We start from the raw sequence: 14,548 nt of genomic DNA, 5'->3' as shown, positions 1-14,548 counted from the left end.
AGGTTTGTTTAATTCTGAGGTTCGTTTCTTTCTTGAGATGGACTTGAAACAAAATCTTCTAGCTTTAGTCGGGGACGTGCACTCCTCACACATCGCGCACCCAATCCAACATAAGCTTGACTACGATGCACAAAGGATCGCAATAGAGGATCACGATTCTTACGATTCACGATGGGATTCCCGTCAATGATCACTGAGTCACTTCCACCTCGAACGACACGATGATTTCTTAAAGAAGTGGGAGTTTCATATGAAGACTCTAATTTCTCATTGGAATGAGAGTAAACCTGGGTACAAGTCCATTCAGCTACATTGGAACAAAGGCCAAAAATTGGGGGAGTCGTTGGCAACAGGTCAAACAAGGGATAGCCAACAGGTAAGAACTGGTCCTGAATTAATTGTGATTCCTCAGGTAATTGGTTTCCCCAGGAAAAATCCGCCTTACCAGCTTGCGTTGCTGCATACTCCCACTCGAATTCTGTTGGCAGACGTTTGCCTTCTTCTTCGGCTAAATTCACGGCCATATCATAATCAAACAACACCGCATAATCAGGACCTTCTCTTCCAGGAGGCCGTAGGTTCGGATTTGCTTCATAGAACTTTGTATAATTTTCTACAGAAAGCTCCCTAGTGTCCATCCAAAAACCAGGCATGTTACGGTAGTGCTGAGGTAGAAAGTATTTTCCATCCCCACCAAAAGACGTTCGATTCGAATCCTCAAGGTACGCCATATCCTTGGTCAGTTCTTTTGAATTTTGAATCTTTATGGAAGTAAGTCTGATATGGTTGTGGTGATTTTTGTCTCGTCTAAAAACGCGATGGCTAAATACTTCAGGAATGCCTTCATGCTTATCTGGCACATGCCGATAGACTTCGTGAAACCGTTCATTATCAAAGTAAGCCACCACCAGATAATCACCCGGTTCCAGTGGGAGCGTGACAGGAGACTTAGTTTTGGCATGAATGATCTGTTCGGGTAAAGGCTCTCCGTTTTTTTTGCTGAGGGGAATAAATGCCACCGAAGCGCCCTCTGGTTCCGTATTCAACGTCACAATTGGAACGTCTGAGGGAAAAGGGGGAGGTGAAAAGAGCTGCCACACCAAAGGTATGGAGACGAAAGCAACACAGGCTGACAGACCGAAAACAACCGGTTTCTGTTTCACTCGCCGCCATAACCGCCCTAAAAATGAAATACGACGTGCCTGAATCGGCTTCTCGCTCAGGAACAATTTCAAATCAGCGGCCATCTCACTCGCGGTTTGATAGCGATCCCGTTTGTGTTTCGAAAGGGCTTTGAGACAAATGGTCTCCAGATCACGAGGAACCGATGCATTGATCTTACGAGGATGAACCGGATCCTTGCTCAGAATATCTTGCAGCACTTCATGAGGCTCCCCATCAAAGGGAACCTTATTCGCCAGTACGCGGTACAGAATCGCTCCCATTGAATAAATATCGGAAGGGCCTTCGATTTCAGAAGAGCGTCCCCGCGCCTGCTCGGGGCTCATGTAGGCCAATGTTCCTAATACGGTTCCGGAATTCGCCAGGCTGGCCGACAGATCAATGCGTTTGGCTAACCCGAAATCAGTAATGTGCGGCTCTCCAGCTTCATCAATCAGAATATTGCTTGGCTTGAGATCGCGATGAATCACCCCTCGTTGATGGGCGTGCTCCAATCCCTCTGCTAATGCCAGGCAAATTCGAGCGGCCTGCTCAAATGGGAGAGTCTGTTTTTCTAAATACGCGCGAAGAGTCTGTCCCTGGATATACTTAAAGACAATATATCCGCGACCGTCTATTTGGCCGGAACTATAAACGGGGACAATATTCGGATGATGCAACTTCGCAGCCGCCTGGGCTTCATGGAGAAACAGTTCTATTTGCTGCTTTCCCTGCAACTTGGATGAAGGAAGCTTAACGGCGACCTGACGTTTGAGCTCCAGGTCCCAGGCTCTCCAGACCGTTCCGAACGCACCAAAGCCCACCTTTTCCAGTAGTTCAATCTCACCGATTTTGAGAGGTGCTTCGGAAAAGTCCCGCCCCACGGAAGAAAACTCATTGACGCGGGTTAATAACACATCAGAGTAATCGGGGAATAAAGAAATATATTCATCGGAGGATGGCTTTTCCCCCTGCTCTGACCGGTAGACATAATCTAAGCGAACCAGCTCTACCAGTAACTCAGGACGAGATGATTGCTCAACCTGAGACAGATAGTCATCAATCTGAGGGCGACCCCCTGTCTTCCAGGAAGACTCAAAGGCATCACAAATCAGATCAATCTGATTTGCTAAAACATAATCCGCATCGATCGGTCGATCTGAATCAGGAGAAATCATTACTCCAACTCTCTTGCCCATGCAGCACGTATCAACCGCAGCTTCCTCGTTACCGTGGGAATCGAGATCTTCAACTGCTTGCTGATTTCCAGACTTGTGTATCCTTCCAATCTGAGAACCGCAATTTCGCGAAGTTGATCATCACGTAAAATGCCTAATAATTTTTCATATTCTTCTTGAAGCATCACCAGGTATTCAGGAGTCGGCTCGTCAGACACCAACTGCTCGAAAGTATAACCACTGTCCTCAGAATTACTTAATGACTTCGGAGTGGTGTTCCCGCCGCGTTTGAGAGCCGTTTCTTTGCGAATATGGCTGGCTGCCTTTCGTTTTGTCAGCGCCAGCAGCATCCACCAGAGTGTATCACGATTGTGTATCTTATCGAACCGCCCTTCGTTGGCACCGCGCCAAAGACTCTCAAATACAGAAACAGCAATATCTTCTGCTTCGAGACTTCCTTGAGGACAATTGCGAATACGAGCTTCGGCCTGATTTACCAGTTTCCCAAAATACCGATCCCACAATTTCTGAGCGGCATCGGCCTCCCCCTCTTTGAGGGCTTTCACCCAGTTCGTGACAGAATATCGATCCTGCTCTTCCATCATGATGGCCCATCTGATGTCGATTGAAACGTTAAATCAAGTGAGAAACTTACGTTAGCATACTCCCCATCGTACCCAACTCCCTGATGTAATATCCAGCGTTATCACAGAATGACACATTTTTTTTGTACGAGCTTCATTTAGCTATTGTTGGATCATTTTCTAATTTTTTGATCCACAGCGACCAGAATTCACGGTTTTACTATCAAACCAGGTAACTATTTGTGAAATCATATCTCTACATGAAACGCCAGAGAAACAAACGCTGCAGAGAAAATGGAAATCGCCTGAGTCTCGACGCGCATAGCTTAAAGCCTCGTACTGTCGAGTGAAACGACAACACGGAAACAAGACTGATTAGAATGAATCATTACCGCTGAATCGCGCCATGCTCGGTGTGGAGCTGCTTGACAACATAATCCATCAACTGTTGTGCCTCGCCTGAAGTAAGCGTATGTGCTTCATCGCGGAACATCATCCGAATCGTCAAACTCATCGCATCGGCCCCGATACTTTCACCCGTGAAAGTATCAACACAAATGACGCTTTCCAGTTTTGGATTCAGCTCGACCGGTGCGTCACTCTCTTTGCGTGGCTCGACTTGCAAATTCGCGACCGCAGACGAAAACGCATTTTCCAGCGATGCTTCAATCTCAGCGTAACGTAAATCGATCGGCACCTGGATCGAAATATCGCGGGCAATCACCTGCGTCCGCGCCAGGCCGCTAAACATTCGAGCGGGCGATTTCACCTGAACCAACGCAGAGAGATCCAATTCGAATCCATACAAAGGCACGCGTGCACGGTCCTTAATCCCCAGTGCATTCAAGTCGATTCTTCCGAGTGCGCCGATCCGCTGATCCCCGTGCTTAATCGCAGCGAACTCTTCAGCAAGATACCCCTTCGCGGGCGAATCACTTTCATAGGAAATCGCATCAACACTGATATGAGCAAACAGATTTTCAACCAGCCCCTTGGCACGCAGAAAATCAATCTCCTTCTCGGCTGCAATCCAGGCAGAATCATTTACAGGACCTCCCAGCACACCACCAATCATCCAGCGTTCATCAATCAATTCCGCATTCTGACGGAATGTACGATCAATCTCGAAAAACCGAAAACTGCTCGCGCCGCGTCGCGCGTTCCGCTCCGCCACTTCAATCAAACTTCCCACCAAGCTCTGGCGGAGTGTCGTCATTTCTTTGGAAATTGGGTTCTGCACCTGAATCGAATCGCCGGGCCATTGACTGAACGATAAGGCAACCTGCTCCGTCGTAAGCGGAGGCGTGCGGCATTCCAGGAAACCGTTGCTCGTCAAAAATATCGCGACGCTGGTTCTGAGCCCGTCTGTTTCTGAAACACGACCTTTCGTCGTTGTCGCCACCATCGGCTTCATAACAATACTGTCATACCGCAAGAGTCGCGCGACATCTTCGGCGAGTACAACTTCATTATTCACATCCACACGCCAGGTCGGAACTGAAATCGTCAGATTATCATCGTGCGTCATTTCCAGCTTGGAAAGGCACTCTTTAATTTGCTCGTCACTGATCTCCGTACCTAACAGCTTCGAAAACCGACCAGAATCCAAAGCGAATGTCGTCCGTTCGCGTACACTCGGATAACTATCTGTGATCGCCGATGCTGGCTGAGCCTGAGCGAGTTCTGTATTCTGAAGCAATTCCGCAGCACGGTTAAACGCACCGCTCAACATGTCATTCGGATCAGTCCCACGTTCGAAGCGATACGAAGAATCAGTGCTGATCCGCAGCTTCCTCGATGAAGTCCGAATACATACCGGATCAAAACAGGCGGCTTCCAGCAAAATGCGTTTTGAGCTCTCGGTTGTCTGGGAATCCCAGCCCCCCATAATCCCCGCGAGTGCAATTGGCTTCTCGGCATCAGCGATGACCAACGGTTGCTGTGCGCCATCCACTTCCGACTCATCCAATAGTTTCAGTTTTTCATCCTTGCGAATACGGCGGACTTCAATCCGGTTTCCTTTCAAGGAATCGAAATCGAATGCGTGTAAGGGCTGTCCCCATTCCAGCATCACAAAGTTGGTAATATCGACCACGTTATTAATCGGACGCAAGCCCGCTGTTTGCAGGCGACTCTGCAACCAGTGCGGTGAGCTGCGAACCTGAACCCCATTAAACACCTGGCAGGCATACCGCGAGCACAGCGAAGTATCATCAATTTCAACCGCGACAGATTCACTCTGATTTGCAGCAGGCTGAATCACCCGCGCGCTGGGATACTTCAGCTGCATATCAAGCACAGCTGCCACTTCACGGGCGATCCCGATCATTCCCAGACAGTCAGGACGATTCGGCAGCACAGAAACTTCGACTAATGATTCCTGAAACGGGGAAGCAGCTGGCAGGCTTGCACCGAGCGTCGCTTCATCTTTGAAGACCTGTAAACCAGATGATTTGGCGATCAGGCCCAGCTCGCCATCCAGGCAGATCATCCCTTCAGAACGAATGCCTTTGAATTTCCCTTCGGAGATCAATGCACCGCTTGGCAGCTTCGTGCCGGCAACCGCGACGGGAACGCCCCAGCCAATCTCAACCGGATGAGCAGTGGCGCAAACAATCGTAACCAGCTTGCCTTTTTCAATTTCAACCAGGCACTCAAACAAGTGGTCCGCGTCACCAACAGGCTTCTTCTCACGAATAAAACCAACCTTGATCGGCTCCAACACTTGTGAAAGATCATGCTCTTCTTCGACTTCCAGGCCCACCGTCATGAAGGCATCAAGCAGTTCGCTCTCTTTGCAATCTTCAGATAGATAATCGCGCAACCAACCAGTATTTATTCGCATCTTTCTCTCTCTCTGCCAGAAATATCGTGCCAGCTTTTACCAGGAAATGTTCATTAAAACTGACGCAAAAACGCTTCTTCATTTTCATACATCAGTCGGATATCAGTGATCCCGTGTCGAATCATCGCCATCCGATCCAGTCCCAGGCCGAAGGCAAATCCCTGCCATTTTTCTGAGTCGACCCCGCCGGCTTCCAGAACTTCAGGACGAATCATCCCGGCTCCCAGAATTTCCAGCCATTTGCCGTTAAACATTACATCCACTTCCGCACTCGGCGTTGTGAATGGAAAATAACTGGGACGGAAACGGAGTTGAACATCGTCGCCAAACAAAGCGCTGGCTAATTGATACAAGACCCATTTCAGATCAGCAAAGCTAATATTCTCATCAATGGCAATCACATCCAGTTGATGAAAAATGGGAAAGTGCGAGGCATCAATTTCATCCCGCCGATAACAGCGACCTGAAGTCATCGATCGCAAAGGAGGTGGACCAAAGTTCTTCATCGCCCGCGTTTGAAAGGCAGAAGTATGAGTCCGTAATACATTCCCTTTGGTGGTATAAAATGAATCGTGCATATCACGCGCCGGATGCCAATCGGGTGTATTCAATGCATCGAAGTTAAAGAATTCCGTTTCCACCTCGGGATAATCATCGTAGCGAAATCCCAGACCAATCAGAATCGATTTTACTTCTTCCATCGTCGTCATCAGCGGATGCCGATGGCCTGATAAGGCACGAACGCCGGGCAGCGTTACATCAATGGCTTCGATATCAGGACCCGACTTTTCGCTCTCTTCCAACTGAGATTTTTTTTCAGTCAGTCCAGTCTGGATGCTCTGTTTAATCGTATTGAGCGTCTTTCCAAACTCACGTTTTTCCTCGGGTGATAACGACTTCAACTGGGCCTGCAGGGATTTAAGCTTCCCCTTTTTTCCCAGGTATTGGACGCGCACTTCATCCAGTTCTGAAAGAGTTTGTGCGGCCGCGATGCTTTCCATCGCCGCTTCTACCAGCGCGTCATTGTTGTCAGACATTGTAATTCTTCAGGTTCTTGAATTTCTCTGTTAGTAGATTCAGCACTTTACGGATCAGTAACTCGCACATATCTCATGAAGAGATAACGAGTTGCGCGCAAAGTCCACCCTAAGTCCGGGATTGTAACTATTCCGATGAAATTCTGCAACCACCCTAAAAACAGAGTGAACTCCATTCATCCGAAGCCCTGTGTACCGCTGTGCTTAACGATTCCTATGCATCCGCGACACAATCCGAGATCGGACACCTTGTAATAAGGACAGAAAAAGCCAGCCTCTGGTTCCCTCTCACAGAGTTCGTCGAATCAGGCCGATTTCTCAACCCGTGAGAATCTCATGCACCACTTCACCATAAACGTCAGTCAATCGGAAATCACGACCTGCATAACGATATGTCAGCCGCTTGTGATCCATGCCCATCAGGTGCAATAGCGTGGCGTGTAAATCGTGGATGTGAACTTTATCGCGCGTCGCATAATAGCCATATTCATCGGTGGCACCATGCACGTGCCCCCGTTTCACTCCCGCACCTGCCAACCACATCGAATAACCTTGCGGATTATGATCCCGACCATTGGTCCCCTGCGCAATCGGTGTCCGTCCGAATTCGCCGCCCCATACGACGAGTGTGTCTTCCAGCAATCCGCGCTGTTTCAAGTCAGCAAGCAAACCGGCAATCGGTTTATCCACCATTTGCGAGTTCCGTTCATGCCCTTTCTTTAAGCCACTATGCTGGTCCCAGCGATTATTCCCCAGCGCGACTTCAATATAACGCACACCTGCTTCCGCAAAGCGGCGTGCCATCAGACATTGACGACCAAAGTTCTCCGTCGTCTTCTCATTGATTCCATAAAGATCCTGCGTCTCTTTGGTCTCAGCCGACAGATCCATCAACGTGGGAACTTCTGACTGCATCCGGAACGCCAATTCATAAGAGTTGATCACGCCTTCAATTTCCTGGTCAACTTTGACTTGCTTCAAATGCCGCTCGTTCATCGCCTGTAACAGACCAAGTTGTTTTCGCTGTTGTGACTCGGAAGAATTGTCGTTCGCCAGAAACCGGATGCGTGCTTCCTTGGCCGCAGTATCAGCGTCACCGATGGCCGTCCCCTGATAGACGGCGGGCAAGAACGCACTTCCAAAGTTTCGAACGCCTCCATGACCGCGCGAAGGGCAAATCGAAATGAAGCCGGGCAAGTTATTATTTTCCGTTCCCAGACCATACACCATCCACGAACCGACCGAAGGCCGTACCAGACTGTCCGAACCCGTATGCAGTTTCATCACCGCCTGACCATGCGACTGTCCGTTCGTGTGCATTGAATTGATCACACACAAATCGTCTGCATGATCGGCCACGTTATCAAACAGCTCAGAAATCCAAAGCCCACTCTCTCCCCGCTGCTTGAATTTCCAGGGAGATTTCATCAGACGCAAGTTTGCCTGGGACGATTTCTCAATGTTTTTCGCTGCTTTGAAAGGCAGACGCTTTCCGTCTTCTTTCGCTAAACGTGGCTTATAATCGAACGTATCGACCTGACTCGGACCGCCATGCATAAACAGAAAGATCACGCGTTTGGCGCGGGGCTCAAAGTGCGGCGTTTTAGACAGCAAAGGAGATTGAGCCTTCAAAGCCGCTTCAGAGCTTAAGCCCGCCATCGCCAGATAACCAAATCCGCAAGCCGATGACTTCAACATTTGCCGACGAGATAAATTGAGTGGTTGCATAGCCATTCATTCTTATAAAAAGTGAGCACTAGCTGCTAATATAATTCGAACATCAATTCAAAAAGCGAAATTCCGTCGAGGCAAACAAGATCTGACAATAAGAGGCCCAGGCCTTCACCCGAGCAGCCGCTTTGTCGGAATTCATATCCGATTTCACCAGAGAATCAATATACTGCAATGCTTCTGCCTGCTCAGTTGCCGTCGCATCACGACCCAGACAAGCCAGATATACCTGGGAAACTCGTTCACGATCAGTCTGCGAAGAATCTTTCAAGAGCCGCTCGGCTGTCGCCTGCGCCTGCCCGACCACAAACGGACTATTCATCATAAAGAGCGCCTGCGCAGGCACTGTCGTCACCGGACGATTGCCGACCAACATCTCGGGAGCCGGAAAATCAAACACCGTCAATGAAGGCGGCACATTACCCCGCACGATGGGTAAATAGACGCTCCGACGAAACTCGGAAGGGTTCTGTTTCAGCTTGGCATTCTTATTGGGACTGATGGCCTGCTCCGGATAATGAGCCACCGAGGAGCCCCCCTGTTTCAAATCAATCTTGCCGGAAATCGACAGCACGGCATCGCGAATACTTTCCGCTGACAAGCGTCTGCGATTCATCCGCCAGATATAATGGTTTCCGGGATCCTGTTGATATTGCGCCGCATTGAACTCCGAACGCAATTGATAGGTCCGGCTCACCATGATCTCACGAATCAAGGTCTTGATCGACCAGCCTTCTGACACAAATTGCTGTGCCAGATAGTCCAGCAACTCCGAATGCGTCGGCTGCTCTCCCAGGTGACCAAAGTTATCAACGCTCCGTACCAGTCCGTTTCCGAACAGATGCTTCCACACCCGATTTACAATCACGCGACTGGTCAACGGGTTTTGTGTCTGACTCAACCAGTTCGCCAGTTCCAACCGCCCACTCTGTCGCGGACTGACTTCAGGCGGCTCCTGAATCGACGCGATTGTCAAAAAACCGCGATCAACTTTATCACCCAGCTGGTGAATATTGCCCCGCCGGGCAATCCGATAGTCCGCAGGATCTGGCTGCTCACCCACGGCCAACGCCATCGGCGCTGCGGGTGGAGAATTCGCTTTCAATGTCTTGATCTGTGCGGTCAGTGTTTTAATACTCGCTTCCAGTGTTTTGATTTTCGCTACCCGGGCAGCTTGTTCCGAACTGGCAGTCGGCTTTTTCGCGACCAACACAGCATTCTGCTTCGGCAATTTGAATTGCGGAATGAACTGCATCGCGTCAACAACCACGTAACCAGAAGCCCCTTTGTTCGAAACTTCAACGGCCCCTGCGTTGCCCGCGTCAAATTCGAAACTGCCGAGTGAAGTGAAGACACCATCAATCGGTCCCGGATGTGTCTGATCGACGTAAACCGTTTTCGCTCCTTGCAGCGAATGAATCGTCACAGGCACGCGATCCGCACGGCCCTTGCTGCCCGCAAACGCAAAACGGACTTCATACTTGCCAGCAGCGGGCAGATCCGGGGTAAAGCGAATCGTCTTCTTCCCCTGATCTTCGTTCATATCATGCACGTAACCGACGCCCAGATAATTTTTCGAGTAAACCGATTCTTTCCACGCGCCCGTCTTCATAGCCTGGGTATCATCGACCACAATCCCGGCGAGCTTTTTCAATCGCTTCTGCTGTTTGGTATCTCCATTCAACTGCTTGAACTGATCAGAGTCGGCTTTTAACTTATCTTCCAGTGTTTTCAGATCGGCAGCATGCTTCTTGAGCGCTGCCGCATGTTCTGGCTTGATCGGCAAAGGACGCGTCATCCAGCCGGATACAAACTGATTATTCAAACGATTCCCATGCACGGTCTCCGTGCTGCGAAAGATCCCGGCCAATGCATAATAGTCAGTCATCGGTATCGGATCGAATTTATGATCGTGACAGCGGGCACAACCCAGCGTCATTCCCATAAACGCCCGGCCGGTGACGTCGATCTGCTCATCGACCACATCCATCCGCAGTTTTTCTTTATCCCGCTCACTGAGCATTTTCGCGCCCATCACCAGAAAACCGGTGGCGACTATGTTCCGCGTCCGCTCATCATCGTTCTCATAAGGCAGGAGATCGCCGGCAATCTGCTCACGAACAAACTCATTGTAAGGCTTATCTTCATTGAATGCCTGGATCACATAATCCCGATACCGCCAGGCATTGTAAAACGTCAGGTTAATATCCAAGCCATTCGAATCCGCATAGCGAGCCAGATCCAGCCAATGGCGGCCCCACGTTTCACCATAGAGCGGCGAATTGAGTAAGCGATCAATCAGATGCTCATACGCCTGCGGAGAGGGATCGTTCACAAACTTCGAAATGTCGTCTGCACTCGGTGGCAAACCGGTCAGATCAAAATAAACGCGACGCACCAGTGTCCGGCGATCCGCGATCTCGACGGGAGTCAGCTTTTTCTCGTCCAGCTTCGCTTTGACAAATCGGTCAATCGCACTTTCTGACCAAGCTTCACTTTTCACCTCGGGAACCATCGGCGTTTTCAAAGGTCGAAACGACCAGAACTCACGTTCTTTATCAAAATCAAACGCGAGTTCGGTTTTCTGCTTTGGACTGCTTGGTACGTTTCCTTTCCGAGGATCAGGGGCGCCCATTTGAATCCACTTGCGAAAATTGGCAATCACCTGCGCGGGCAGTTTCTCATCCGGCGGCATCGCATAAAATTCGGGGTCGTGTTCCAGTGCCTGCAGAATCAAACTCTGCTTCAGATTCCCCGGCACGACCGCTTTTCCCGAATCGCCTCCCTGTTGAATTCCGGCGCGGGTATCCAACACAAACGAAGCATTTTCCGGATCGGGTTCTCCCGAATGGCAGTCATAACAATGTTCGACCAGCACCGGACGAATTTTGTTTTCGAAAAACTCAACCCCCGCCTGCTGGTTTTGAGGAGCCACTTGGGGAGACTGAACCTGAGCGTCAACTGACTGCCCATTGAAACCATTCAAGGCAGTCACCAGCAACAGCAGGCAAGATAAATTCAGGAAAGGACGCAAGGCAGTTCTCCTTCTCGAAGCTTTTCAAATAGGAACGCAATCAAGTCGCTTTGGGAAAGCGAACTCTTCGAGTTTGCAATTCAGACCGGGAGGGAACCAAAAACATTGATCAGGCCTGAATTTCCATCATCGTCCAGTATAACGCATCAACGCCGATCTATGAACTAAATTCAGGCAACTTTTAAGCAGTTTTCGCCAGTTCCCACTCAGAACATACCAGACTCGCAGAAAATAGATCACGGACATTTTTTAACTCTCTAAACAAACTCCCGATTTTGCGGCTGAATCAGATTAAGTAAACCTGAGACAGCATAAACTCACATCCACAACCTCGCGAACTCTCACAATTTTCAGTGAAAACAAACGTCTTGACAGCATCGCGCCGTCGTCGATGATCCTCTGCAGTTGTGTGTCGCGCGCGTGAGCACTAAAGAGTCAGGTGAAGAAATGGAACCAGCCGAAAACCAACATGAGAAAAACCGCTCGTTTCAGCCAGATTTAAGAAAACCCTGCTCACCTGCACCTCAGTTATCGACCCACTTCGCCCCACAATCACCCCGGCATCAGCCACGTTCACAACAACATCGATGCACATCACAAGCGATTCAAACACCATTTTTTCCCGCTCCCTCTTGACCACCCCACGCCCTTTTCGAAAATAGTCCACTATAAATAACACAAGAAAAAGAAATTTCATCAGCTCACATCCTGCCTTAAATCGAAAACAAAACAATTCGGAGACAACGCTCAACACATCCCCTATCCAGCAAGCTGGCGGAACACACATTCTACGAGAAATACCCCCAACCCCAGAGATGAAGATCTGGAACAGGTGCAGACGCACAATAAAAACAGACACATTCATCCAGAGACCGACTCTCCGACCTTCTTTAATGGGTAGGCCCGAATGCACATTCGGGCCGAGCGCAGCGAGCAGGAAACCTAGAGAACCACAGCACAATCCAGCCAGCCAGCCACTCTCAACCCCGATCAGATTCTCACCAACTAAAAGTTTCGTGTGTTTTCGTGCCGTTCGTGGTAGCAAATAAAATCATTTGCCCCACAACAGCCAAATATACATTCAGCAACAATCGTCTTACTCATTCGTGATGTTTCTCGAGTTCTGATAATCGCGGGGCGACATTCCCGTCGTGCGGCGAAACTGGCGCGTAAAGGCACTTTGGTCCGCGTAACCGACACTCAACGCGACCGATGCAATCGATGCGTCAGTCGTATTGAGCGTATGCTGTGCCCGATCGATGCGCAGTTTTAAGAGCCACTGACCGGCGGTTAGACCAAATACATGGCGCATGCGGCGATTTAACTGGTAGGGTGACATCTCTGCCACGTCCGCTAGTTCTTCCACTGACGGAGGTTGTGCCAGATGTTCCTCGGCATAGGAAATCGCGGCAGCAAGATGCTGGTACGTTTCGGTCGCCATATCAGGCAGATGCAAGTCCTGGGAGACACCGACCAGACCGATCACGGCGCCCGTTTTTTTCTGCCGCAAAGGCAATTTGGTCGTCAGACACCAGCCCACATCACCCGAAGCATAGAAATGCAACTCGAGTTGGGAATTAATGGACTGCCCCGTTTGCAATACCTTATGATCCTGGGCTTCAAAGCTCGTTCCGAGCGGAGGCCTTAGCACCTCAGCCGCCGTACGACCAATCAATTGCCGTTTGTCTTGAACTCCACAGCGTTCCACAAGCGTGTTGTTTACAACCAGATATTCCCCCCGCTCATTCTTGATGAAAAAGACGATGTCTGACAGATGGTCAAACAATGCTTCCCCCGTGAATGGTGGATCAATCTGGCTTAAAAACTCATGAATCATACAACTTGGCTCCTTCACCTGATTATGCGCATTTTAAAGTCCATTGTCGACTCTTTGTCAAGACACAGCGGAGTTTTATCCGTATCATCATATTTGATGAACTTACACGATCGTCATTCGGCAGTCTTGACTCAAGATGAGACTTGAAGCCACTGCAACCTTGCTAAGGAGAACCAAAGTGTCTGATAAAGCACAAATTTTCCAGGGATGTATCCCCGCCCTGATGACGCCCTGCTCCTCGGATGGCACCCCAGATTTCAAAGCGTTAGTCCGCAAGGGACGCGAACTGATCGATGTCGGCATGCGAGGCGTCGTCTACTGCGGCTCAATGGGTGACTGGCCGTTGCTCACCGATGAACAACGCATGGGAGGGGTGCGTCAGCTGGTAGAAGCGGGCGTCCCAGTCGTGGTCGGCACTGGCGCACAAAACACGCAACGCGCTGTTGCGATTGCTGCTCATGCAAAAGAAATCGGTGCTGCAGGACTGATGGTTATCCCGCGTGTTTTATCCCGGGGAACGTCACCCGCAGCCCAGCGTGCTCACTTCGCCTCAATCCTGAAAGCCGGCGGTCAACTTCCCTCAGTCATTTATAATAGCCCTTACTACGGTTTTGAAACGAAAGCCGATCTGTTCTTTGACCTGCGTCGTGACCACTCCAATCTTGTTGGATTCAAAGAATTCGGCGGCGCTGCTTCACTCAGTTACGCTGGCGAACACATCACTCAGAGCGACCCGGATCTCGTCTTAATCGCCGGCGTGGATACGCAGGTCTTTCATGGTTACGTTCACTGTGGCGCAACCGGCGCCATCACCGGGGTTGGCAACGCCTTGCCTGTCGAAACGCTGCGTCTGATCGCACTCTGCGAACAAGCGGCCGCCGGTGATGCGGAAGCACGAAAACTGGCACTCGAACTCACAGAAGCACTCAACGTGCTGGCCACCTTCGATGAAGGTCCGGACCTGGTATTGTACTATAAATACCTGATGGTGCTGGAAGGCAATCCCGAGTATGAGCATCACTTCTACGAAACCGATTCACTCAGTCCCAGTCAAAAGAATTTTATTCGTTCACAGTGGGAACAGTTCCGAACATGGTGGCGCATCTGGCCGGGTTCAACGACTTAATCAACGAGGAGCCTG

At 49.9% G+C, this 14,548-nt stretch carries 9 protein-coding genes; 1 reads left to right on the top strand and 8 read right to left on the bottom strand.

Translation table 11 applies throughout. The features are described from left to right. Positions 1-8: 8 nt before the first annotated feature. The 8 genes from AAC022_RS18205 to AAC022_RS18170 form a co-directional block, all read right to left on the bottom strand. Complete coding sequence (locus AAC022_RS18205; protein ID WP_339733356.1) at positions 9-2,339, bottom strand: bifunctional serine/threonine-protein kinase/formylglycine-generating enzyme family protein; 2,331 nt, start codon at positions 2,337-2,339, stop codon at positions 9-11. After that, positions 2,339-2,944, bottom strand: a complete 606-nt coding sequence (locus AAC022_RS18200; protein WP_339733355.1) for an ECF-type sigma factor — start codon at positions 2,942-2,944, stop codon at positions 2,339-2,341. The genes AAC022_RS18205 and AAC022_RS18200 overlap by 1 nt, the downstream gene beginning before the upstream one ends. A gap of 367 nt (positions 2,945-3,311) precedes the next feature. Beyond that, positions 3,312-5,768, bottom strand: coding sequence for a phenylalanine--tRNA ligase subunit beta (gene pheT / locus AAC022_RS18195; protein WP_339733354.1), 2,457 nt, complete (start codon positions 5,766-5,768; stop codon positions 3,312-3,314). A 53-nt stretch (positions 5,769-5,821) separates the two neighbouring features. Next, on the bottom strand, positions 5,822-6,805 hold the full coding sequence (pheS, locus tag AAC022_RS18190) for a phenylalanine--tRNA ligase subunit alpha (protein ID WP_339733352.1): 984 nt from the start codon (positions 6,803-6,805) through the stop codon (positions 5,822-5,824). Between the two features lie 318 nt (positions 6,806-7,123). Next, positions 7,124-8,533: a DUF1501 domain-containing protein gene (locus AAC022_RS18185; RefSeq protein WP_339733351.1), complete on the bottom strand. Its 1,410-nt coding sequence runs from the start codon at positions 8,531-8,533 to the stop codon at positions 7,124-7,126. 52 nt (positions 8,534-8,585) lie between these two features. Further along, complete coding sequence (locus AAC022_RS18180) at positions 8,586-11,570, bottom strand: DUF1553 domain-containing protein (RefSeq protein ID WP_339733349.1); 2,985 nt, start codon at positions 11,568-11,570, stop codon at positions 8,586-8,588. A 427-nt stretch (positions 11,571-11,997) separates the two neighbouring features. Next, positions 11,998-12,435 (bottom strand): hypothetical protein, encoded by a 438-nt coding sequence (locus tag AAC022_RS18175; RefSeq protein ID WP_339733348.1) that lies wholly within the window; start codon positions 12,433-12,435, stop codon positions 11,998-12,000. A gap of 231 nt (positions 12,436-12,666) precedes the next feature. Beyond that, a complete protein-coding gene (locus AAC022_RS18170; protein ID WP_339733347.1) occupies positions 12,667-13,407 on the bottom strand; it encodes an AraC family transcriptional regulator in 741 nt (246 codons plus the stop codon). A 178-nt stretch (positions 13,408-13,585) separates the two neighbouring features. Between AAC022_RS18170 and AAC022_RS18165 the strand changes: the two genes are divergently transcribed. Next, positions 13,586-14,533 carry a dihydrodipicolinate synthase family protein gene (locus AAC022_RS18165; RefSeq protein ID WP_339733346.1) on the top strand — a complete coding sequence of 316 codons (948 nt, stop codon included), beginning with the start codon at positions 13,586-13,588 and terminating at the stop codon, positions 14,531-14,533. Positions 14,534-14,548: the final 15 nt, after the last annotated feature.

Origin of the sequence: uncultured Gimesia sp. (assembly GCF_963976445.1) — a bacterium.
Taxonomy (GTDB): domain Bacteria; phylum Planctomycetota; class Planctomycetia; order Planctomycetales; family Planctomycetaceae; genus Gimesia.
Note: the sequence above shows the minus strand (reverse complement) of the source record. Positions and strands in the feature narration are given on the sequence as shown.